The following is a 22,632-nucleotide window of genomic DNA, read 5'->3' as shown; positions in this document are numbered from 1 at the left end:
TCGAATGGCATGGATTGTCGGCATTGTGTTTGTCGGCTTGTTTATATGCGCGACAAATACTGTGCATGCTCAAACGCTGCGCAACCATGGCAATGATCCATTTGTGCACGCATCCGGTGCCATTGCCGATTGTCCGGAACCCGCCGGACCTAGGGTTTCCGAGGAAGAATGGAAACGCGAGGCGCACCACAGAATTGAAGAAGGCAACCACTGCTATGCGGAAGGCCGCTGCAGGCTTGCCAATGCATACCAGTACGACCGCGAGATTGCCGATACGCTGCAGCGTCGCCTGGCGGATCTGCGCCGCACCCTGCCCGCCTGGCAGAACAGCTCGCTTTGGATCATGGTGCGCGGCCGCTGGGTGACCGTGCAGGGTTGCGTGGCCGCGGATTTCAACCGGCCGGCATTCCTGGCCGCGCTGCGCGAAATCCCCGACGTGGAAAAGGTGATCGACCAGACCACGGCAACGCCGGCACGTGGCGTTCCATACGCCCGCTACCCGACACAAAGTGGCGCATCAGTCTCAAATCCGTCGAATCGGTGAAGTTGCTATAATCGCCCGACTTTAAAAACCCTAAAACCAGGCGGTTTCCACCGGGGAACCCCCTGATATCTAGCGTGCCGAGGAAACCCGTGGCCGGTACTGAAATCGCAACGCCTGGCGCCCCGCTCGCCGGACCCGCCGTATCTTCCGGAAGCTCGTTCCATACGGCCATGCGAATCCTGCCGCCGTCGCAGCGGCAGGCCATGTTCGAGATCTACGCATTTTGCCGCGCCGTGGACGACATTGCCGATGGTGACACGCAGCATGCCGACCGCCTGGCGGCGCTGGAAGACTGGCGCGCCGATATCGCGGCCTGCTATGCCGGCAACGCCCCCGCCGCACTGCGCGCGCTCGACGAGCAGATCCGCACGTTCAACCTGCAACAGCAGGACTTCGGTGCCGTCATCGACGGCATGATCATGGACGTGGTGGCCACCATCGTCGCCCCCGATGCCGCCACGCTCGACCTGTATTGCGACCGTGTGGCCAGCGCCGTTGGCCGCCTGGCGGTACGCGTGTTCGGCCTGGAGGAACAGCCCGGCATCGAACTGGCCCATCACCTGGGCCGCGCGCTACAGCTCACCAATATCCTGCGCGACCTGGACGAGGATGCCGATATCGGCCGCCTCTACCTGCCCGCCGAGTCGCTGGCCGCGGCCGGCATTCCGGTCGGCACGCCGCGCGAAGTCATCGACCATCGCGCCATCGACACGGTCTGCCGTGGCATTGCCCACGATGCACAGGCCCACTACGACGCATCGGCCGCCATCATGGCGCGCTGCCCGTCGCGCGTGGTGCGCTCGCCGCGCATCATGTACGAGGTCTACCACGAGATCCTGACGCGTCTGCTGGCCCGTGGCTGGCAATCGCCGCGCACGCGCGTGCGTGTGCCCAAGGCCAAGCTTGCCTGGATCCTGCTGCGGCATGCCATTGCATGACCCCCTGTTTAATGCCGATGCGCGCGGCCCGGGCTGCGGCATCGCCATGAGAGAAGTGCCCCCGAATAGATGAACCAGGCTGCAACGATCACCCGCCCTGCCGACAATGCGCCGACCCGGCGCACCATCGAGGCGTCCCTGCCCGATCCGCTTGACGATGGCATCGCGCACGCCGTCGATGCACTGCTGGCGCAGCAGCGGGAAGACGGCCACTGGGTCTACGAACTCGAAGCCGATGCCACCATCCCGGCCGAGTACATCCTGATGGTGCACTACCTGGGCGAGACTCCCGACCCGGTACTCGAAGGCAAGATCGCCAACTACCTGCGCCGCATCCAGAACGCCGACGGCGGCTGGCCGCTGTTCCATGCGGGCGCGGCCGACGTAAGCGCCAGCGTCAAGGCGTACTTCGCCCTGAAGATGGCCGGCGACGACCCCGCCGCCCCGCACATGGCGCGTGCACGCGCGCGCATCCACGCCATGGGCGGCGCCGAGCAAAGCAACGTGTTCACGCGCACCCTGCTGGCGCTGTACGGCGTGATGCCGTGGCAGGCCGTGCCGATGATGCCCGTGGAAATCATGCTGCTGCCCGAGTGGCTTCCGTTCCATCTGTCCAAGGTTTCGTACTGGGCGCGTACGGTCGTGGTGCCGCTGCTGGTGCTGAACAGCCTGCGGCCGCAGGCGCGCAACCCGCGCAAGATCGGCATCGACGAACTGTTCGTACGGCCCGCCCAGTCCACCCGCCTGCCGCGCCGCGCGCCGCACCAGAGCCCGCTCTGGGTGAGCGTGTTCCGCGCGCTCGACGCCGTGGTGCGCGTGGCCGAGCCGATGTTCCCGCGTGCCATGCGCCAGCGCGCCGTCGAGCGCGCCCGCAAGTTCACCGTCGAGCGCCTCAATGGCGAGGACGGCCTGGGCGCCATCTTCCCGGCCATGGTCAACTCGGTGTTGATGTTCGACGTGCTCGGCGTGCCGGCCGACGATCCGGACCGCGCGATTGCCCGTGCGTCGATCGACAAGCTGCTGGTCGTGCGCGACGACGAAGCCTACTGCCAGCCGTGCCTGTCGCCAGTCTGGGACACCTCGCTGGCCGCCCATGCGCTGCTGGAAGTGGGCGAGCCGCGCGCGATTGCCGCGGCATCGCGCGGGCTGGACTGGCTGGTGCCGCTGCAAGAGCTGGAACTGCGCGGCGACTGGACCGTGCGGCGTCCCAACGTGCGGCCAGGCGGCTGGGCGTTCCAGTACAACAACGCCCACTATCCTGACGTCGACGATACCGCCGTGGTGGCCGCCGCCATGGACCGCGCCGAGCGCGGTGACTGCTCGAACCGCTACACGCCCGCCATTGCGCGCGCCTGCGAGTGGGTGATCGGCATGCAGAGCAGCAACGGCGGCTGGGGCGCGTTCGAGCCCGAGAACACGCACCTCTACCTGAACAACATCCCGTTTGCCGATCACGGCGCGCTGCTGGACCCGCCCACCGCCGATGTGTCGGCGCGCTGCCTGGCCATGCTGTGCCAGTTGGGCCAGATGCCGGCCAACAGCGAGCCGGCGGCGCGCGCGCTGCGCTACGTGCTGGACGAGCAGGAAGCGGACGGTAGCTGGTTTGGCCGCTGGGGCACCAACTATATCTATGGCACGTGGAGCACCCTGTGTGGCCTCAACGCGGCCGGCATCGGCGCCGACGCGCCCGAGATGCAGCGCGCCGCGCAATGGCTGGCATCGATCCAGAACGACGACGGCGGCTGGGGCGAGTCGGGCGACAGCTACAAGCTTGAATACCGTGGTTACGAGACGGCGCCGAGCACCGCATCGCAGACCGCATGGGCCATGCTGGGCATGATGGCGGCCGGCGCGGGCGACCATCCGGCCGTGGCGCGCGGTGTGCAATACCTGCTGCGCACGCAGGCCAGCGATGGTTTCTGGGACGAGCCGTACTTCACGGCCGTGGGCTTTCCGCGCGTGTTCTATCTGCGCTACCACGGCTATTCGCGCTTCTTCCCGCTGTGGGCACTGGCGCGTTTCCGCAACCTGCTGCGCGAGGGCAACCACGCGGTGGCCTGGGGATTGTGAGCACCGTGACCGCTCCGCTGTCCCAGGTTCTGGCCGTTTGCGGCATGGATTTCGAAGCCCGCATCGCGGCAGGCGCCGGCGTGCAGACGCTGTACGGCCATCGTGACGTGATGCTCGCAAGGGCGCTGGACGTCCGGCTCATGCAGGGCTGCGCTGGTGTGATCAGTTTTGGCGTGGCCGGTGGCCTGGATCCAACACTGCCACCCGGCACCGTGATCGTGGCTACCGCCGTGCGCAGCGGTCAGACGTCGTACAGCACCTCGCCCTACTGGACCGCTGCCTTGCGGCGTGCGCTGCCTTATGCCGAATGCGGCCTGCTGGCCGGCTCGGACACGCCTGTGCTGACGGTCGCAGAAAAAGCGGCGCTCCATGACGCGTACGGTGCGTTCGCCGTCGACATGGAATCGCACATCGCCGCCCGCGCCGCGCAAGCCCACGGCATTCCCTTTGCCGCGCTGCGCGTGGTGATCGACCCCGCCGACCGCGCTGTGCCACCGCTGGCCTTCGCCGGCATGGCCGCCGATGGCTCCACCGATGTCCGCGCCGTCATTCTTGGCCTGCTCAAGGCCCCGAACCAGCTTGGCGGGCTGCTGCGCCTGGGCCGCGATGCGTCGATCGCCAAGGCTGCCCTGGCGGAAGCGCACCGCGCAGTCGGCGCGGGTTTCGCGTTGCCGGCCATGGCTGCGGCCTGATTACACGCCCCGAGTTTGGCTTGACCGCCGGCTTGGCTCCCCTCTCCCTCCGGGAGAGGGGTTGGGGGTGAGGGCCGGCGGTTCTGCTTGCCGACCTGTCGCAATTTGCACCGCTGCGCCCTCACCCCCGGCCCCTCTCCCGCGTTGCGGGAGAGGGGAGCAAACCAGGGGCATGGAAGATCGGGCAATCAGTCGTCCGACTGCAACGCCTCACCCTGCCCCGCATCTCCAGCCGGCATCACCTCCGGAAACGTCCCCCCCAGCGCATGCGTCAACGCACGCGCCGCATCCAGAACCTGCTCACGGAAAGCCGCGTTGAAGCGTGGCGTCGGGCAAGTCAGAGTCAACGCGCCCTTCAGGTCGCCACTGGGCCCAAACACCGGCGCGGACACGCCCGCGATGTCGGGGCTGCGGTCTCCCACCAGCGCGATGACGCCTTCGTTGCGGATTCTCTGATAGATCTCGCCGCGCGCGCCGGCAAACGCGCGTAGTACGCGTCCGCCCGCGCCGCGGTTGCGCGGCAGCAGGTCGCCGGCGCGGATGTGGTCGCGCACGGGCTGGGGCGAATCCACGCGATACAGGCAAAGCCGGTGCTCGCCCTGCTCCACGTGGAAAGCGGCCGATTCCCGCGTCACGCGCACCAGCTCGCGCAAGGCCGGCACCACCACCTGCTCCAGCGAGAACGACGCCGCGTAGACCGCGTTGAGCCGCGCTACCTCGGGCCCTAGCGCGTAGCGGCCGTCGGGCAGCCGCTGCGTCAGCCGGGCGTGATCCAGCGATGCCAGCAGCCGCAGCAGCGTGCTCTTGTACAGGCCGCTGCGCTGGGCTAGTTCGGCCAGGCCCAATGCCGTGTCGCCCTCGCGGAACACCGACAGCACGAACAGCGCCCGGTCGACGGCAATGGCACCGCCCTCGGCGGCGTGCTTGTCGGCTTCGGATAGCTGGGCGGCTTTGCGGGGCATGGTGCGGGCGGCGGGAGGGCCAATCGGAACGGGCGTCCACCGTATAGAACGCCCCTGGTGTTGTCAATGGAACCACACCGCGCGCCGCCACCGTACGCGGATTGCTGCATTGCCGTATGATGGCGATTTCCGGGTTTTCCCTGAGTCGTCATACAGCGAACGGGCACTACCCGGCTCTTATCGTCAGCCCTCGCGCCCCTTGCATCACCCCATGTCCGCCCATAGCCAGCCGTCTGTCACCCCGCCGCATGGCGAAGCCGCCACCGGCAATGTGACCCGCCGCATTCTTGCCGTCGTTTTCTTCAATTTCATCGCCTACCTGGCGGTGGGCCTGCCGATTGCCGTGGTGCCGGGCTTCGTCCACGGCGACCTGGGCTATAGCGCCGTGCTGGCTGGCCTGGCCGTCAGCATCCAGTACCTGGCCACGCTGATGAGCCGCCCCTGGGCCGGCACGCTGTGCGACACGCAGGGTCCCAAGCGCTCGGTGCTGACCGGGCTGGCGCTGGTCACGGCCAGCGGCGTGCTGACGCTGATTGCATCGTTCTTTGCAGACAGCGGCTGGCTGGGGCTGGCGTGGCTGCTGGCCGGACGCCTGGTGCTGGGCGCGGGCGAAAGCCTGGTCACCACTGGCACGATTGCCTGGGGCATTGGCAGCGCGGGCGCGCGCCATACGGCAAAGGTCATCTCGTGGAATGGCATCACCACCTACGGCGCGCTGGCCGTGGGGGCACCGGTTGGCGTGGTGCTGGCGCACTGGGGCGGTCTGGGTGTTATCGGCATGGTCACCACGCTGATCGCCGGCGTGGCGCTGCTACTGGCGCGCCGCCGCCCGCCGGTGCCGATTCTCAAGGGAGACCGCCTGCCGTTCCGTCGCGTCTTCCGCGCCATGACGCCGTTCGGCCTGTGCCTGGCGCTGGGTTCGGTCGGATTTGGCGTGATCACCGCCTTCATCACGCTCTACTACGCCAGCCACGGCTGGGACAACGCCGCACTGGCGCTGACCGCGCTTGGCCTGTGCTTCGTGCTGACGCGCCTGGTCATGGCAGATGCGATCTCGAAGTTCGGCGGCTATCCGGTGGCGCTGGTGTCGTTTGCCGTGGAAGCGGCCGGCCTGGCCATCATCTGGATGGCACATGCCCCGTGGCAGGCGCTGGCGGGCGCGGCCGTGGTCGGCTTTGGATTCTCGCTGGTGTTCCCGGCGCTGGGCATGGAAGCCGTCAAGCGCGTGCCTGCCACCAATCGTGGCTCGGCGCTGGGCGCCTATGCGCTGTTCCTCGACTTCGCGCTGGGCCTGACCGGCCCGGTGGCCGGCTTTATCGCCAAGCAGGGCGGCTACCCCGCCGTCTACCTGTTCGCGGCGGCCAGCGCAGTGCTGGCGCTGGTACTGAGCCAGATGCTGGCCGCGCGCTACCGTGACCGGCTCGCGCCGGCCACCTGATTTCCGACCGAATTACTGGCGGACGCAGCAGTACGCCTCGGTGCTGTAGGGAAACGACACGTGGTCGTGGCCATGCAGCGCCGGATCGGTGGCGATGACCTCGTGCAGCTGCGCGCGCACGGCATCCTGCCCGGCCTGCGGCAACGACGCGATGAAGCTGACCGACATCACGCGGTCCACGATCACCTGCTCGGGCGCGCCGTCGTGCGTGTACGGGAAGCTCGTCAGCGCGAGCGGGCCGAAACCATCGGCCGGAAACACCTTCTTCCAGTCACCCTTGTAGAAGCGCGGCGCATCGCCCTCGTGCGGCGTCATGATTTCGGTCAGCCGGGACACCCAGCCCACCGACTCGTCGCGCACATTCCAGATCAGCCCAAGACGGCCGCCCGGCTTCAGCACGCGAGCGATCTCGTGCATCGCGGCCGTGTTGGCAAACCAGTGAAAGGCTTGAGCGCAGACCACGGCGTCGACGCTGGCGTCGGGCAGCGGCATGGATTCGGCACTACCCTGCACCGCGCGTACGTCGGGCAGCTTGGCCGACAACTGCGCGCGCATCGCGTCGACCGGCTCCACCGCGATCACGCTGGCGCCCGTGGGCAGCAGCAGGCCGGTGAACTTGCCGGTACCGGCGCCCAGGTCCACCACGGTCTTGCCGGGGGCCAGGCCCAGGGTGTCGCGCAGCCAGGTGCCAAGCGCGGCGGGATAGTCGGGACGCCCGCGGGCGTACGTATCGGCCTGGGACGAGAAGCCCGAGGCGGCGGCATGATGGATCGTCGTCATGACCCGGCACGATACGCCGGCTTCGTGACGACGACAAGTAGCGTCAGTGCTGCTGCCCCCAGCGGCGCACCGTCAGGCGCTCCAGCGTGGCAAACACCAGCCCCTCGACCGCCAGCCCGATCAGGATCACCGTGGCCAGCCCCGCGAACACGCGGTCCGTATAGAGTTCATTGCGGTTCTGAAAGATGTACCAGCCCAGCCCGCCCTTGCCCGACGACGCGCCAAACACCAGCTCGGCCGCGATCAGCGTGCGCCACGCAAAGGCCCAGCCGATCTTGAGGCCCGACAGGATGGCCGGCAACGCGGCCGGCACCAGGATCAGCACCACGTAGCGCAGGCCGCGCAGGCCATAGTTGCGGCCCGCCATGCGCAGCGTCTCGGGCACGCCCCGGAATCCGGCATAGGTGTTCAGCGCCAGCGGCCACAGCACCGAATGGATCAGCACGAACACGAGGCTGCCTGTACCCAGCCCGAACCAGAGCAACGCCAGCGGCAGCAGCGCGATGGCGGGCAGCGGGTTGAACATCGCGGTCAGCGTATCGAGCAGGTCGCGGCCCAGGCGCGACGACACCGCCAGCGTAGTCAGCACAAAGGCCAGCACGATGCCCGCCACATAACCCTGCAGCAGGATCGACAGCGACACGGCGGCCTTGCCCGGCAGCTCGCCACTGGCGATGGCTTCGGAAAACGCACGCGCGGTGGCCAGGAACGTCGGCAGCAGCAGGTCGTTGTCCTGCACGCGGGCGACGATTTCCCACGCCAGGGCCAGCGTCAGCAGAATCACGGCACGGCGCAGCCAGCCCTGCTGCCAGAGTTGCCGGTACCACGGCAAGGCGCGCGACAGCGGAAGCGCGGTGAATGGTTCGAGCACACGCTCGTATTCGGGACGCAGGGGTGGTTGGATGGTGCTCATGATGGGTCAGTGCGTGGCGGCCTGGCGCGCGTGGTCGATGGTGGCGCCTGCCTGTGCCGGTGTTTCCGCCGGGATGTCGAACAGCATGGCGTGGATACGCTGCGCCGCCTGCTGGAATTCCGCGCTGCCCTGGCTGGCCAGCGAAAACTGGTGGCTGTTGAGTTCCGCGCGCACGCGGCCCGGATGCGGCGACAGCAGCAGGATGCGGCTGCCCACCACCAACGCTTCCTCGATCGAATGGGTCACGAACAGCAGCGTGAACGCCGCGTCGTCCCACAGCGCCAGCAGCTCTTCCTGCATGCGCCGCCGCGTCAGCGCATCGAGCGCGGCAAACGGTTCGTCCATCAGCAGCACCTTGGGCCGCGTGGCCAGCGCGCGGGCAATCGCCACGCGCTGCTTCATGCCGCCCGACAACGTGTGCGGATAGGCATCGGCAAAGGCAGCCAGGCCCACCTTGTCCAGGTAGTGCATGGCCACGTCATTGGCCTCGGCCTTCGACATGCCGCGCGCCTGGCGCAGCGGGAACATGACGTTCTGCCGCACGGTCTTCCACGGCGGCAACTGGTCGAATTCCTGGAACACGACGATGCGGTCCGGGCCCGGTGCCTGCACACGCTGTCCGTCCAGCCGGATCTCGCCCTCGGCCGGCGGCACGAAACCGGCCACGGCCTTGAGCAGCGTCGACTTGCCGCAGCCGGACGGCCCCAGCAGCACGAAGCGGTCCGACGCATGCACGTCGAAGCTCACGCGATGCGTGGCGCGCACCACGCGGCTTGGCGTGCGGTATTCGAGCGACACGTTGTCCACCTGCAGCAGCGGCTGCGGATGGGACACCACGCGCAGCCGCGCCGCGCTTGCCTGGAGGCCGTCGGCCATATCAGCTCCCCTGCGCGGTGGCCGCGTCCTGGAAGAAGTAGTCCTGCCACGATGCCGGGCGGTTCTTGATCGCGCCCACGCGATGCATGAAATCGGCCAGCGGATACGTGTTCTGCGGCGTGACCTTGAACTGCACCTGCGGGTTCTTCAGGATCTTCACCAGCAACGCGCGGTCGATCTTCGCCTTGTTCACGCGGATATAGAGATCGGCCGCGGCCTCGGGGTCCTTGGTCGCGAACGCGGCGGCCTCGGCCAGCGCGTCGACGAACGCGCGGTACGTCTTGGGGTTCTCGTTGCGGAATTTCTCGGTGGCGTACAGCACCGTGGCCGAGCTTGGGCCACCGAGCACGTCATAGGAATTGAGCACGATCCGGGCGTTCGGATTGCCAGCCAGTTCCTGGTCCTGGAACGGCGGGTTGCCGAAGTGGCCGGTGATTTCCGTGCCGCCGGCAATGATGGCCGCCGCGGCATCGGGATGCGGCACGGCCACGGTCCACTTGTCGAGCCGGTTGAATTCCTTGTCGCCCCACTGCTTCGCGGCCGCCAGTTGCAGCACGCGCGACTGCACCGACACCGTTACCGCCGGCAGCGCGATGCGGTCCTTGTCCGAGAAATCGGCAATCGACTTGACCTTCGGATTGTTCGAGACCAGGTAGTACGGGAAGTTGCCCAGCGACGCCACACCCTTGACGTTCTGGCGCCCGTGGGTGCGATCCCACAGCGTCAGCAGCGGGCCGACGCCCGCGCCGGCGATATCGATGGCGCCCGACAGCAGCGCGTCGTTGACCGCCGCCCCACCCGAGAGCTGCGTCCATTCCACCTTGACGTCGACACCCTGCTGCTTGCCGTGCTTCTCGATCAGTTGCTGGTCACGCGCCACGTTCAGCAGCAGGTAGACCACGCCGAACTGCTCGGCGACGCGGATCCGGCCTTCGGCATGGGCAGTGCCGGTGACGGCCAGGCCGGCGACAAGTGTGGCAACCGCGGCCAGCGCGGCGCGCCGCTTCAGGGATGTGGCGGACGAAAACAGGGACATGCGAATAACTCCGGGGAAGCGCGGTCTTGGGAAAGTCGAAACAGGTCAGAAAGGCACGTCGCCTTCGATCGTGGTGCGGTACATCACGCGCCGCAGCGCATCGGGTGTGCCGGCGGCCAGGTGCAGCAGCGACCGGTTGTCCCAGAACACCAGGTCGTGCTCACGCCACTGATGGCGGTAGACGTAGGCGGGCTTCACGCTGTGCGCGAACAGTTCGTCGAGCAGCGCGCGGCTTTCGTCATCGGGCAGGCCGACGATCCGGGTCGTGAAATGCTCGCTGACGAACAGCGCCTTGCGGCCCGTTTCCGGATGCGTGCGCACCACCGGATGCACCACGGGGCGCACCTGCGCGATCTGCTCGGCCGTCAGGTTGGGCCGCCATGGACTGCGCTTCTGCAGTTCGGCATAGCGCGCCAGATAGGTGTGCTCGGCGGTCAGCCCTTCGAGCCGGCGTTTGGTCGCATCGGGCAAGCCGTCGTAGGCGGCATGCATGTTGGCGAACAGCGTGTCTCCGCCCTCGGCCGGCAACTCGATGGCATGGAGCAGCGACCCGAGGCTCGGGGTTTCCTTGTACGACAGGTCCGAGTGCCAGAAGTGGCCGGCATCGCCCAGGCCAATCGGCTTGCCGTCCTTCAGCACGTTGGAAACGATCAGGATTTCGGGATGGCGGGCAAGCTGGAACTGGTGCAGCACGTGAATCTGAAGGGGCCCGAAGCGGCGGCTGAATGCGATCTGCTGGTCTGGCGAAATACGCTGGTCGCGGAACACCATCACGTGGTAGTCCAGATGCGCGCGATGGATGCGCTGGAAGTCTTCGGTGGAAAGCGGTTGATTCAGGTCGAGCCCGATGACTTCCGCACCGAGTGCGGTATCCAGCGGCTTAATCTCGAAATCCTGCAGGGTCTCTGCGGCGGCAATCGTCATGGCAGGTATTGGCCTTGGGGGAAGCACAAGCCTTGCACTCTAGGGATGGTGGCCGCAGCGGACAACGAATCAATTCGCGCGCCGTTATGCGATGGCCGCATATGGGGCGCGGCGCATATGCAAGCTTGTTTTCCTTCGTTCCCGTGCGGCGCCGCGCTCCGTACGCTGACAGGTTGGTTCCTCCGAAGGATTGTCCCGATGTCATCCCCCAACACCACCCGCCGGCGCATCGTGCTGACCGGCATGGCCGGCCTGGGTGCCGCGCTTGCCCCCACCCTCTCCATGGCCGCCGATGCACCGGAGACGCTGCGCATCGGCTACCAGAAGTCCTCGACGCTGATGATCTGGCTGAAGTCGCGCCAGACGCTGGAGCAGGCGCTGGCGCCGCGCAAGGTCAGCGTGCAATGGCACGAATTCACGTCGGGCCTGCCGCTGCTGGAATCGCTCAACGTCGGCAACCTGGACCTGACCGCCGACGTGGCCGATGCCGTGCCGCCGTTCGCGCTGGCAGCCGGCGCCAGCATGACGTACTACGCCATCGAAGCGCCGTCGCCCACCGCGCAGGCCATCGTGGTGCGCCACGATTCGGCGATCCGCACGGTGGCGCAGCTCAAGGGGCAGCGCGTGGCGTTCTCCAAAGGCGCGGGCGCTCATTACCTGCTGCTCGAAGCATTGAACGAAGCGGGCTTGTCGATGCGCGACATCGAACCCGCCTACCTGACACCAGCCGACGCGCGCGCGGCATTCGAGCGCGGCAGCGTGGCGGCCTGGGTGATCTGGGACCCGTTTCTTTCGGCCGTGCAGCGCCAGGCCAATGCGCGCATCCTGCGTGACGGCGCGAAGCTGTCGAGCTACCGCCGCTTCTACCTGGCTGCCACGCCGTATGCGAAGCGCCGCCCTGACGTGTTGGCCACGGTCTACCAGGAGTTGCGCCGCGCGGGCGAATGGCTCAAGGCCAATCCAACGGAAGCGGCCGCATGGCATGCGCCGCTGATCGGCCTGGACGCCGCCACGGTGGAAGCCGCCAACGCCCGGCGCACGTACCAGGTGCAGCCGGTGGACGCGGCCGCGCTGGAAGAACAGCAACGCATCGCCGATGCGTTCGCGGGCCAGTCGATCCTGCCCCGCAAGGTAACGGTGGCGGCATCGCCGGTGTGGAAGCCGGCGTAAGCGTCGCGCCGGGTGTTGCTCCCCTCTCCCGCGAAGCGGGAGAGGGGTTAGGGGTGAGGGCATAGCGGCTCTGCTTGCCGACAAGTCGCAATTTGACCCTCCTGGCCCTCACCCCCGGCCCCTCTCCCGCCGTGCGGGAGAGGGGAGAAAACCAAGTAGCAAGCTTCAAGCATCCTCACCATCAAGTGCGCCACCGCACGCCCGGTCCCCTGTTTCGTGCCCTATAGTCGAAAGCAGCAGCATTCACAAGATGCTGCGCCGCACAGGACACAGCGAACCACAAGGGGACCACCACATGGGCACTGTTGCGCGCTTTGACATTGATTACACCAGCTTCCTGTCTCCCGAGGGCATTCCTGCCCCGGACCTTCCCGCCTTTGCCCGTGACCCGGCTGCGTTGCTGCCGCTGTACCGCGCCATGGTGCTCACCCGGCAGTTCGACCTCAAGGCCATCGCGATGCAGCGCACCGGCCAGATTGGCACGTTCGCGTCGGCGCTGGGCCAGGAGGCGATTGGGGTAGGCGTGGCCACGGCCATGCGCCCGGACGACGTGCTGGTGCCTTCCTATCGCGATCACGCCGCGCAGTTTGTGCGTGGCGTCACGATGACGGAGAGCCTGCTCTACTGGGGCGGCGACGAACGCGGCAGCGGATTTGCGGCGGTGCCGCACGACTTCGGCAACTGCGTGCCGATCGGCACGCAGGTCGGCCACGCCGCCGGCGTGGCGTATGCGTTCAAGCTGCGGCGCCAGCCGCGCGTGGCGGTCTGCATCATCGGCGACGGCGGCACATCGAACGGCGCGTTCTACGAAGGCATGAACATGGCCGGCGCGTGGCAGGTGCCGCTGGTCATTGTCATCAACAACAACCAGTGGGCCATCTCGATGCCGCGTGCCAAGCAGACGGCGGCCGCCACGCTGGCGCAGAAAGCCATCGCCGCTGGCATCCCCGGCGAGCAGGTGGACGGCAACGACGTGATCGCGGTGCGCCATCGCGTGGACGACGCCATCGGCCGCGCGCGCGATGGGGGCGGAGCCACGCTGATCGAGGCCGTGACCTACCGGCTGGGCGACCACACCACGGCCGACGATGCCTCGCGCTATCGCGACGAAGCCACGGTCAAGGAAGCCTGGCGGCACGAGCCGCTCAAGCGGATGCGCGACTACCTGGCCGCGCTGGGCGCCTGGGACGCCGGGCGCGAGGAAGCGCTGGTGCGCGAATGCCAGCAAGCGGTGGGGGCCGCCGTGGAAGCCTATCTGCAACTGCCCCACCCCGATGTTTCCGCGATGTTCGACTGCCTGTATGAAACGCTGCCGGCCGCCATGGCCGACCAGCTCGACACCGCGCAACGCTACGCCGCACCGACCCAGGAGACCCATCATGGCTGAACTGCATATGGTGGAAGCCATCAACCTGGCCCTGGCCCACGCGCTGGAACACGACCCCGATGTGGTGCTGCTGGGCGAGGACATCGGACTCAATGGCGGCGTGTTCCGCTCCACGGTCGGGCTGCAGGGCCGCTTTGGCGAGGCGCGCGTCCTGGACACGCCACTGGCTGAAGGCGGCATCGTCGGCGCGGCCATCGGCATGGCAGCGATGGGATTGAAGCCGGTTGCCGAGATCCAGTTCGCGGGCTTCATCTATCCCGCCATCGACAACATCCTGAACCATGCCGGCCACCTGCGGCATCGCACGCGCGGGCGGCTCAGTTGTCCGCTGGTCGTGCGCGCCCCGAGCGGCGCCGGCATCCATGCGCCCGAGCATCATTCCGAAAGCCCCGAGGCGCTGTTCGCGCATATCCCGGGGCTGCGCGTGGTCATGCCATCGTCACCGGCACGCGCCTACGGGCTGCTGCTGGCCGCGATTCGCGACCCCGACCCGGTGATCTTCTTCGAGCCCACGCGGCTCTACCGGATGTTCCGGCAGGAGGTAGAGGACAACGGCGAGGCGCTGCCGCTGGACGCCTGCTTCACGCTGCGCGACGGCACCGACATCACGCTGGTGAGCTGGGGCGCGATGGTGCGCGAAACGCTGGCCGCCGCCGATGCGCTGGCCGAAGACGGCATCTCCGCCACCGTGATCGACGTGGCCACGCTCAAGCCGCTGGACATGGAAACGATCCTCGAAGCGGTGGCGCAAACCAGCCGCTGCGTGATCGTGCATGAGGCCCCGCGCACCGCTGGCGTGGGCGCCGAGATTGCCGCGAACCTGGCCGAAGCCGGGCTCTATTCGCTCAGCGCGCCCGTGCAGCGCGTGACCGGCTATGACACCGTGGTGCCACTGGCACGCCTGGAGCACAGCTACCTGCCATCGGTACAGCGGATCGTGGACGCGGCGCGACGCGCGCTCGACGCCGCCTGAACCTACCCTGCCCAACCAGGAGACAACGATGCGGATCTTCAAGCTGCCCGACCTGGGCGAAGGCCTGCAGGAAGCCGAGATCGTGACGTGGCACGTCAAGCCCGGCGATGCCATACAGGCGGACCAGCCGCTGCTGTCGGTGGAAACGGCCAAGGCCATCGTCGAGATTCCCTCGCCGTTCGGCGGACAGGTAGCCAAGCTGTTCGCGCAGCCGGGCGACATCGTTCACCTTGGCGCGCCACTGGTGGGCTTCGAGGGCGCGGGCGCGTCGGACGATGCCGGCACCGTGGTGGGCGCGGTCAAGGTGGGCACGCACGTGGTACACGAGGGCGATACGCGCGTGGGTGCCGCCGGGGTGCAGGGCGGGCACGGCATCAAGGCCACGCCGGCGGTGCGCGCGCTGGCGCGCAAGCTGTCGGTGGACCTGGCCATGGTCACGCCGTCGGGCCGCGATGGCGTGATCACGGCCACCGACGTGCAGCGCGTGGCCACCACGCTGGCGGAACTGGGCCCCGCCGAAATCGTGCGCGGGGTGCGGCGCGCGATGGCGCAGAACATGGCGCGCGCGCAGAGCGAGGTGGCCGCCGCCACGGTCATGGACGACGCCGACCTGCATGCGTGGCAGACCGTCGGCACGGCGCGCGGCCACGACATCACGATCCGCCTGGTCCGTGCGCTGGTGGCTGGCGTGCGCGCCGAGCCGGCGCTCAACGCCTGGTACGAAGGCCATACCGGCCGCCGCCATGTGCTGGAACGTATCGACGTGGGCATTGCGGCGGACCTGCCCGAAGGGCTGTTCGTGCCGGTGCTGCGCAATGTGGGCAAGCGCGACGCGGCCGACCTGCGCACGGGCCTGGACCGCATGCGTGCCGATATCCAGGCCCGCACCATCGCCCCCGAGGAGATGCGCGGCAACACCATCACGCTGTCGAATTTCGGCATGATCGCGGGGCGCTACGCGGCGCCGATCGTGGTGCCGCCCACGGTGGCCATCCTGGGCGCCGGACGCATCCGCGACGAAGTGGTGGCCGCGGGCGGCGTGCCGGCCGTGCATCGTGTGATGCCGCTGTCGCTGACCTTCGACCATCGCGTGGTCACCGGCGGCGAGGCCGCGCGCTTTCTGCGTGCCGTCATCGCGGATCTGGAGCGCCCAGACTAGAACGCCCGTTGAGTGACGCCCGCGATACCGATTGCGCCTCCGCCATCGGCAGGAGCCCATTCGTCGCGCGCAGTACCTATACTGGATAGCCGCGCGCAGCGCGGGCCTGCCAATCCAACCACCGCAACCCATCCAGAAGGAGCCTGACCATGGCCATCCGCATTGGCGAGACAGCCCCCGACTTCACCGCAGAGACCACCGAGGGCAAGATCAACTTCCACGAATGGATCGGCGACAGCTGGGCAATCCTGTTTTCGCATCCCAAGGACTTCACGCCGGTCTGCACCACCGAACTGGGCTACATGGCAAAGCTGAAGCCCGAATTCGACAAGCGCAACACCAAGGTCATCGGCCTGTCGATCGACCCCGTTGGCGACCACTCGCGCTGGGCCAAGGACATCGAGGAAACGCAGGGCGCCGCCGTGAACTACCCGATGATCGGCGACCACGACCTGACCGTGGCCAAGCTCTACGACATGATCCACCCCGAGGCCAGCGGCAGCGGCCCACGCACCGCCGTGGACAACGCCACGATCCGCTCGGTGTTCTGGATCGGACCCGACAAGAAGATCAAGGCCATGCTGGTGTATCCGATGAGCGCAGGGCGCAATTTCGACGAGGTACTGCGTCTGCTCGATTCGCTGCAACTCAACGCCAAGCACGCCGTGGCCACGCCCGTAAACTGGAAGCCGGGCGACGACGTGATCATCCCGACTTCAGTTTCCGACGATGACGCGAAGAAGAAATATCCCGATGGTTTCAAGACGCTGAAGCCGTACCTGCGCACCGTCGCACAGCCCAAGTAGGTACCTGTTCGCAGAGGGCGGTATACCTGTTTGAGTTAATCCATCTGGCCTGTGGAACTATCCACAGGTTACGTGGATAATCGCCCTCTTGACAGCCCGCAAACCCGCGCCGGTATTGAAGGGAGCTGGACTGCCTTTTTTTTGGGCAAAGCCGGTTCCGGGGGTTTTGTTGCGTGGGGAAGGGATTTATGCAGGGTGGGTTTTGGAGGTTATCGCGCGCAGATTTCTGCTCCCCTCTCCCGCTCGCGGGAGAGGGGTTGGGGGTGAGGGCATGGAGGCTCTGCTTGCCGACTAATGGCAATTTGAACCGCCTGCCCTCACCCCTGCCCCTCTCCCAGAGGGAGAGGGGCAAATCAAAAACACAACCGCAAATTCAGCAGGCGCTTACGGATGCCGCGCCAGCACTCCACGAATCGTGTCCGCCAGATCCTTTGCCAGGAACTTCGACACGTAGGCATCCGCACCCACCTTGCGCACGTGCTCTTCACTGGCCTCGCCGGACAGCGACGAATGGATGACCACGGGCAGTGACTTCAGACGTGCGTCGGCCTTGATCTTGCGCGTCAGCGTGAAGCCGTCCATCTCGGGCATTTCCAGGTCAGTCAGCACCAGCGCCACTTCGTCGCGGATGGACTTGCCCTGGCTGGCCGTCAGGTCGGCGATCTGTCCCAGCATTTCCCAGGCTTCCTGACCGGTCTTGGTCATCACCACCTGCACGCCCATTGCCTTGAGGCCGTTCTCGATCAGGCCGCGCGCCAGCGCGGAATCATCGGCGCACAGCACCTTGCTGCCCGGGCGCAGGTTCAGTTGCGGGCCAACCGTCGCGGGGTCCACGTCGGGCTGGCGCGTCGGCAGCACGTCGCGCAGGATCTGCTCGACGTCCAGCACCTGCACCAGGCGCGCGTTGTCGCCGCCCACGTCGAGCTTGGCGATGCTGGTCACCAGGCCGCCCTTGACGCTGTTCTCGGCCGAGATCACCTGGCTCCAGTCCAGGCGGACGATTTCCTCGACGGCCTCGACCGCGAACCCTTGCGTCGAGCGCGCGTACTCGGTGACGAGCATGATGTTGAGGCCCGACTTCGGCTTGCATTCCAGCAGGCGCGGCAGGTCGATGACCGGAATCACCTGGCCGCGGATGTCGGCCATGCCCAGGATCGACGGCTCGGCGCCGACCACGGTGGTGACCGGCGGCATGACCAGGATTTCCCGGACCTTGAAAACGTTGATGCCGAACAGTTCGGACTGTTCGGTGTGCGCAGCGTCGCCAAGTCGGAACAACAGCAACTCGAACTGGTTGTTGTTGGTCAGGTTGGTGCGCTCGTCGATGTCCCTCATCGCGCTGGTCATGCTCTTGCTCCGCTGGCTCGGTGTGTATGGATATGGGTGTTGCCATGGGGCTATCGGCGCCCCCGCCGTGACCTTTAGCGCTAACTACATATGACGGCCCAGTTGTGACGCATGGCTGGCCCCGCATGGCGCACATCGCCGCCACCGAGGGAAATCCCTGAGCCTTGCGAAGCACCGGCACACCGTGGTTATTCGGACGCGGGCATGTTCCGCATGCGCCCCCGATGATGAATATGGCAGGCGCCTCGCCTACCTTTGAGCCTCGCCGGATCCTGCCCGCCAGAGGTAGCCGACCGGCCCCCGGCCCGAGTGGCCGGACACCGAGGAACGAGACACCCGCACCCCCTTGCCGATGCCCGACGGGACCTCCGACCTCCACACCCGGAACCACGTGAGACGAGGCTGACGCCGATCCGTACGCGGACGTGCGCAGCGCCCCAAGGAGACAGACCATGATCGAACAGCCGTATCCGTCCGTCGCGGACGCAGACGCGCCCCCCGCCCCGGCTCAACCGGGCGGCAGGATCGACCAGTATTTTGGAATCAGCGCCCGTGGCAGCACGCAGCGGCGCGAAGTGGTGGCGGGTATCACCACCTTCATGGCCATGGTCTACGCCGTGTTCGTCGTGCCCGGCATGCTGGGCAAGGCCGGCTTCGACAACAGCGCCGTGTTCGTGGCCGTGTGCCTGACCACCGCATTCGGGTCCCTGCTGATGGGCCTCTGGGCCAAGCTGCCGATCGCCATCGGCTGCGCCATCTCGCTGACCGCATTCATGGCCTTCGGCCTGGTGCTGGGCCAGAAGCTCACGCCCGCCGTGGCACTGGGCGCCGTGTTCCTGATGGGCGTGGTGTTCACGGCCATCTCGGTCACCGGGGTGCGGTCCTGGATCCTGCGCAACCTGCCCGCTGGCGTGGCGCACGGCGCAGGTATCGGCATCGGCCTGTTCCTGCTGCTGATCGCATCGAATGAAGTGGGTCTGGTGGTGAAGAACCCCGGCCCCGGACTGCCGGTGGCACTGGGCCAGATCACGGCGTTTCCGGTAGTGATGTCGGTGCTGGGCCTGGCCGCGATCTTCGGCCTGGAACGTCGCCGCGTACCGGGCGGCATCCTGCTCGTGATCGTGGCGATCTCGCTGCTGGGCCTGGCCTTCGACCCGGCCGTCAAGTTCACCGGCGTGTTCGCACTGCCGTCGCTGTCGGCCCCGGGCCATGCCTCGCTGATCGGTGCAATGGACATCCGTGGCGCGCTGTCGGCCGCCGTGCTGCCCAGCGTGCTGGCACTGGTGATGACCGCGGTCTTCGACGCCACCGGCACCATCCGCGCCGTGGCCGGCCAGGCGAACCAGCTCGACGCCACGGGCCGCATCCACAACGGTGGCCGAGCACTGACCGCCGATTCGGTCAGCTCGATCTTCTCGGCATTCTTCGGTGGCGCACCGGCCGCTGCCTACATCGAATCGACGGTTGGCGTAGCCGCCGGCGCCCGTACGGGCCTGGCCGCCGTCACTGTTGGCGTGCTGTTCCTGGTGGTGATGTTCTTCTCGCCGCTGGCCGGCCTGGTGCCGTCGTACGCCACCGCCCCGGCGCTGATGTACGTGGGCCTGCTGATGCTGTCGAGCGTGTCGCGCCTGCACATGGACGACCTGGTCGACTCGCTGGCCGGCCTGGTCTGCGCCGTGTTCATCGTGCTGACCTGCAATATCGTCACCGGCATCATGCTGGGCTTCTGCACGCTGGTCATCGGCCGCATCGTCGCAGGTGAATGGCGCAAGCTCAATATCGGCACGGTAGCCATCGCGGTGGCACTGGCCGCGTTCTACGCAGGCGGCTGGGCCATCTAAAAGGTCGGCTTGCCACGCTAAAAAAATCCGCCATTACGGCGACAACGAGGTCTCCTCCACCTGGGATGACCGGTGGATTTCGATGGCCCTCGGGGACTTTCCCCCCGAGGGCTTTTTTATTGCCGGCGTGTTTGTCAGCGCATTCGCGCAGATGTCCTGAGTCAGTCAGCAACATGCTAAAAATATCATTGCTGACAATCATGCCGGCGAGCGTCAGGTCCATGCATTCGAATTTCCCGCATAACCCGGTCGGCTAAAAAAAATCCACATTCCCCGCGCTCGTGCACTGGACGATTTACGAATATGCCAAATCCATGGTTGCCTCCCATTGCTTATTCTGGTTAGGATGCGGACCAGCGCCTTTCGCAACGCCGAAGCGGGCGCCAAATCTTTCCGGAAATGTGATAACAGGCAGCGATAACAGGTAGATGGCATACCGCTTTGATGCCAGAACCTTTACGATTTCTTTCGCGTTCGTGTTTGAATCGTGCTTTTCCGGATAATTCTTTGTAATATTTTTGTTATGCGGTACTCGCTTGCAGCGGTATGCAACGGGCCGCCAATCTGAACGGGGATCCAAAAATGCCGACATACAAGCAACTGCTGGCCGAAAAAGAAGCACTGGAAGCCAAGCTCAGCGAAGTACGCGCCAATGAAGTGGCAAGCGTGATCGAGCAGATCCGCCAGTTGATGGCCGATTATGATCTGACCGTCGAGGACATCGCACCGAAGCGCCGTCGCGGCCGTCCGGCTGGCAGCGGCGCGGCGCAGAAAGCGGCATCGGCGCTGCCGCCGAAGTATCGTGATCCGAAGACCGGCAAGACGTGGTCGGGCCGTGGCCGTGCTCCGGCATGGCTGGGCAAGCGCCCGGAGCGCTTCCTGATCGACGAACAGGCCTGAGGTTTCCAGGTTTTCGCGAGGCGCGCTAGCGTGCCTCGCACAGGTATTCGGGGCGCAACGCCCTGAACCCCTGCTGCGACGGTTCCTGAACCACCTTCGCACCGCCCTCCGCATCGGGCTGCAGCCGCAGCACCCGCGCCGCGCACTGGGTCGCGCTATCGTCGCGCGTAAACCGGATCTCGTATTGCCCGTTCACCTGCGGGACGAACGATACGCCGGCCGCGCAGCGCGCATCTTCCGCGGGCGGCGCCGCATACGAAATCACCGCCACATAGATCCGCTTGCCCGGCACCAACTTGCGCTCACGCACGCGCGACGGTGGCTCCGGCGGAATGCCCGCCATATCCAGTGTCGAGTCGCGCCCCATGGCCGCGAGCTGCTTGCCCGTGCCGGCCAGCACCTGGGGCCACGGCGACGGACACCTTGCGGGGTCCAGCACGTTGAATGTGGTCCGGTCATCGGTACTGGTCATCAGGCGCACGCTGGCGAACGGCGCGTCCGAAGGTACGCGGTAATATGTCACGCAGCCGGCCAGCACGGCCGGCAATAACGCCAGCAACGTGGCCCGCATGGCAGCGGGGACAACAACAGGCACTGCGGCAATCGGATTCCTGTGCATAGCGGGCACGAAGCTGACAGTTGACCGAGGTTGGTGCCGAAGCATACCCTGCCTGCCGTGGCGCGGACGTGGGCTGCCCCACGTTGAGGATATCCACAGAAACTGTGGATATCCTGCCTGCCCTGGGCGCCGGGGCCCAGTCTGTGCGTCATCGCACCGGACTGCCCAAGATTTAGGCAGTCAGTCGCCACCACCATCGCTTCCCAGGCGCGCCACCCGCCGACGCACGGCCGCAGCAAAGCACTCTAGGTCAGGATCGGCGAGGATCCAAGTCCGGCATGCCCGGTGGCGACTCGCCCCACTTCTCGGCCAGGAACTCCACGAACGCGCGCACGCGCGGCGGCACCAGCCGGCGCTGCGGCATCACCGCGTAAATGCCGCTCACCGCGATGGGATAGTCGGCCAATACCTGCACCAGGCGTCCCGCCCGCAAGTCCTCGCAGACATGCCAGGTAGAATGCATGGCGATGCCAAAACCCGCCAGCGCGGCGTCCGCCAGCAACTCCCCCGTATTGGCCTCGACCCGGCCGCGCACGCGCACTGGCGTTTCCCCACCGCGACCATCGTCGAACCGCCAGACATCGGCGCGACCCTGCGCGCCCACCAGCACCAGGCATTGATGCCGGACCAGGTCTTCCGGCGTCTTCGGCGTGCCGTGCTCGCGCAGGTAATCGGGCGATGCGCACAGCAGGCGCCGGTTGTCGGCCAGCTTGCGTGCCACCAGCGTCGAATCGTCGAGCGTTCCAATGCGGATGGCCAGGTCGAAGCCGCTGCTGACCAGGTCCAGCACGTGATCCGTCAGGTTGACGCTGACGTTGATGCCTGGATACCGGCGCAGGAACTCGGTCAGCAACGGCGACACGTACTGGCGTCCGAACGATGCCGACGTGGTGAGCCGCAGCGTGCCCGTGATGCCGGTGCCGGCCTGTCGCAAGGAACTGGACAGCGCCTCCAGGTCGTCCACCAGTGCCCGCCCCTGCTCGGCCAGCACCGCGCCCTCGGGCGTGGCGTGCAGCCGGCGCGTGGTGCGATGCAGCAGCCGCACGCCGAGATCGCGCTCCAGCCGTTGCAGGCGCTGGCTTGCCACGGCCACGGAAATGTCCAGGCTGCGCGCCGCCGCGCTGATCGATCCCAGGTCGAGCACCCGCAGGAACAGTCCGATATCCCCAATCCGATCCATGGTTCTCAATGAAAACTTGAAACTGATTCTCGATATTGCCCGTTTTTCAGAAGATAGGAAAGACCGACACTGCTGCC

21 protein-coding genes are annotated in these 22,632 nt (G+C 66.8%); 12 read left to right on the top strand and 9 right to left on the bottom strand.

All coding sequences use genetic code 11. The features are described 5' to 3' along the window. Positions 1–4: 4 nt before the first annotated feature. From MFF62_RS12070 to MFF62_RS12055, 4 genes are all read left to right on the top strand, one after another. On the top strand, positions 5–544 hold the full coding sequence (locus tag MFF62_RS12070; RefSeq protein WP_238263355.1) for a BON domain-containing protein: 540 nt from the start codon (positions 5–7) through the stop codon (positions 542–544). A gap of 89 nt (positions 545–633) precedes the next feature. Continuing rightward, complete coding sequence (hpnD, locus tag MFF62_RS12065) at positions 634–1,482, top strand: presqualene diphosphate synthase HpnD (RefSeq protein WP_238263354.1); 849 nt, start codon at positions 634–636, stop codon at positions 1,480–1,482. Positions 1,483–1,551: 69 nt separating this feature from the next. Next, complete coding sequence (gene shc, locus MFF62_RS12060; protein WP_238263353.1) at positions 1,552–3,552, top strand: squalene--hopene cyclase; 2,001 nt, start codon at positions 1,552–1,554, stop codon at positions 3,550–3,552. Positions 3,553–3,557: 5 nt separating this feature from the next. Next, complete coding sequence (locus MFF62_RS12055; RefSeq protein ID WP_283205332.1) at positions 3,558–4,244, top strand: phosphorylase; 687 nt, start codon at positions 3,558–3,560, stop codon at positions 4,242–4,244. A gap of 188 nt (positions 4,245–4,432) precedes the next feature. On the opposite strand, the gene MFF62_RS12050 is transcribed toward MFF62_RS12055, so the two are convergent. Then, positions 4,433–5,206: an IclR family transcriptional regulator gene (locus MFF62_RS12050; protein ID WP_238263352.1), complete on the bottom strand. Its 774-nt coding sequence runs from the start codon at positions 5,204–5,206 to the stop codon at positions 4,433–4,435. A 211-nt stretch (positions 5,207–5,417) separates the two neighbouring features. Between MFF62_RS12050 and MFF62_RS12045 the strand changes: the two genes are divergently transcribed. Beyond that, positions 5,418–6,644, top strand: coding sequence for an MFS transporter (locus MFF62_RS12045; RefSeq protein WP_238263351.1), 1,227 nt, complete (start codon positions 5,418–5,420; stop codon positions 6,642–6,644). A gap of 12 nt (positions 6,645–6,656) precedes the next feature. On the opposite strand, the gene MFF62_RS12040 is transcribed toward MFF62_RS12045, so the two are convergent. The 5 genes from MFF62_RS12040 to MFF62_RS12020 are packed head-to-tail and all read right to left on the bottom strand — an operon-like array spanning position 6,657 to position 11,173. Further along, on the bottom strand, positions 6,657–7,424 hold the full coding sequence (locus MFF62_RS12040) for a class I SAM-dependent methyltransferase (protein ID WP_238263350.1): 768 nt from the start codon (positions 7,422–7,424) through the stop codon (positions 6,657–6,659). A 43-nt stretch (positions 7,425–7,467) separates the two neighbouring features. Further along, the gene (locus MFF62_RS12035; protein WP_238263349.1) at positions 7,468–8,337 is read right to left on the bottom strand and encodes an ABC transporter permease; all 870 of its coding nucleotides are present in this window, start codon (positions 8,335–8,337) and stop codon (positions 7,468–7,470) included. A gap of 6 nt (positions 8,338–8,343) precedes the next feature. Beyond that, positions 8,344–9,213, bottom strand: coding sequence for an ABC transporter ATP-binding protein (locus tag MFF62_RS12030; RefSeq protein ID WP_238263348.1), 870 nt, complete (start codon positions 9,211–9,213; stop codon positions 8,344–8,346). A 1-nt stretch (position 9,214) separates the two neighbouring features. After that, positions 9,215–10,249 carry an ABC transporter substrate-binding protein gene (locus tag MFF62_RS12025; RefSeq protein WP_238263347.1) on the bottom strand — a complete coding sequence of 345 codons (1,035 nt, stop codon included), beginning with the start codon at positions 10,247–10,249 and terminating at the stop codon, positions 9,215–9,217. Positions 10,250–10,294: 45 nt separating this feature from the next. Then, complete coding sequence (locus tag MFF62_RS12020) at positions 10,295–11,173, bottom strand: TauD/TfdA dioxygenase family protein (RefSeq protein WP_238263346.1); 879 nt, start codon at positions 11,171–11,173, stop codon at positions 10,295–10,297. 198 nt (positions 11,174–11,371) lie between these two features. On the opposite strand from MFF62_RS12020, the gene MFF62_RS12015 reads away from it, so the two are divergent. The 5 genes from MFF62_RS12015 to MFF62_RS11995 all read left to right on the top strand — a co-directional run bounded on the left by MFF62_RS12015 (position 11,372) and on the right by MFF62_RS11995 (position 16,668). Then, positions 11,372–12,343 (top strand): aliphatic sulfonate ABC transporter substrate-binding protein, encoded by a 972-nt coding sequence (locus tag MFF62_RS12015; RefSeq protein WP_238263345.1) that lies wholly within the window; start codon positions 11,372–11,374, stop codon positions 12,341–12,343. Between the two features lie 295 nt (positions 12,344–12,638). Further along, a complete protein-coding gene (gene pdhA, locus MFF62_RS12010; protein WP_238263344.1) occupies positions 12,639–13,730 on the top strand; it encodes a pyruvate dehydrogenase (acetyl-transferring) E1 component subunit alpha in 1,092 nt (363 codons plus the stop codon). After that, positions 13,723–14,703, top strand: a complete 981-nt coding sequence (locus MFF62_RS12005) for an alpha-ketoacid dehydrogenase subunit beta (RefSeq protein WP_238263343.1) — start codon at positions 13,723–13,725, stop codon at positions 14,701–14,703. Before pdhA ends, MFF62_RS12005 begins: the two co-directional genes overlap by 8 nt. Before the next feature lie 28 nt (positions 14,704–14,731). Beyond that, on the top strand, positions 14,732–15,862 hold the full coding sequence (locus tag MFF62_RS12000) for a dihydrolipoamide acetyltransferase family protein (RefSeq protein WP_238263342.1): 1,131 nt from the start codon (positions 14,732–14,734) through the stop codon (positions 15,860–15,862). Between the two features lie 149 nt (positions 15,863–16,011). Further along, on the top strand, positions 16,012–16,668 hold the full coding sequence (locus MFF62_RS11995; RefSeq protein WP_238263341.1) for a peroxiredoxin: 657 nt from the start codon (positions 16,012–16,014) through the stop codon (positions 16,666–16,668). Positions 16,669–17,052: 384 nt separating this feature from the next. Here MFF62_RS11995 and MFF62_RS11990 read toward each other — a convergent pair whose 3' ends face one another. Further along, positions 17,053–18,015, bottom strand: coding sequence for a chemotaxis protein (locus MFF62_RS11990; protein ID WP_238263340.1), 963 nt, complete (start codon positions 18,013–18,015; stop codon positions 17,053–17,055). Between the two features lie 452 nt (positions 18,016–18,467). Here MFF62_RS11990 and MFF62_RS11985 point away from each other — a divergent pair, with 452 nt between their 5' ends. Beyond that, positions 18,468–19,856 (top strand): NCS2 family permease, encoded by a 1,389-nt coding sequence (locus MFF62_RS11985; RefSeq protein WP_238263339.1) that lies wholly within the window; start codon positions 18,468–18,470, stop codon positions 19,854–19,856. 582 nt (positions 19,857–20,438) lie between these two features. After that, positions 20,439–20,756, top strand: coding sequence for an H-NS histone family protein (locus tag MFF62_RS11980; RefSeq protein WP_238263338.1), 318 nt, complete (start codon positions 20,439–20,441; stop codon positions 20,754–20,756). Between the two features lie 25 nt (positions 20,757–20,781). On the opposite strand, the gene MFF62_RS11975 is transcribed toward MFF62_RS11980, so the two are convergent. Both MFF62_RS11975 and MFF62_RS11970 read right to left on the bottom strand, forming a co-directional pair. Next, entirely contained in the window at positions 20,782–21,351 is a 570-nt protein-coding gene (locus MFF62_RS11975) for a hypothetical protein (protein WP_238263337.1), read from the bottom strand. 274 nt (positions 21,352–21,625) lie between these two features. After that, a complete protein-coding gene (locus MFF62_RS11970) occupies positions 21,626–22,555 on the bottom strand; it encodes a LysR family transcriptional regulator (RefSeq protein ID WP_238263336.1) in 930 nt (309 codons plus the stop codon). Positions 22,556–22,632 lie beyond the last annotated feature (77 nt).

The organism is Cupriavidus pauculus (assembly GCF_022179805.1).
Lineage (GTDB): Bacteria > Pseudomonadota > Gammaproteobacteria > Burkholderiales > Burkholderiaceae > Cupriavidus > Cupriavidus pauculus_E.
Note: the sequence above shows the minus strand (reverse complement) of the source record. Positions and strands in the feature narration are given on the sequence as shown.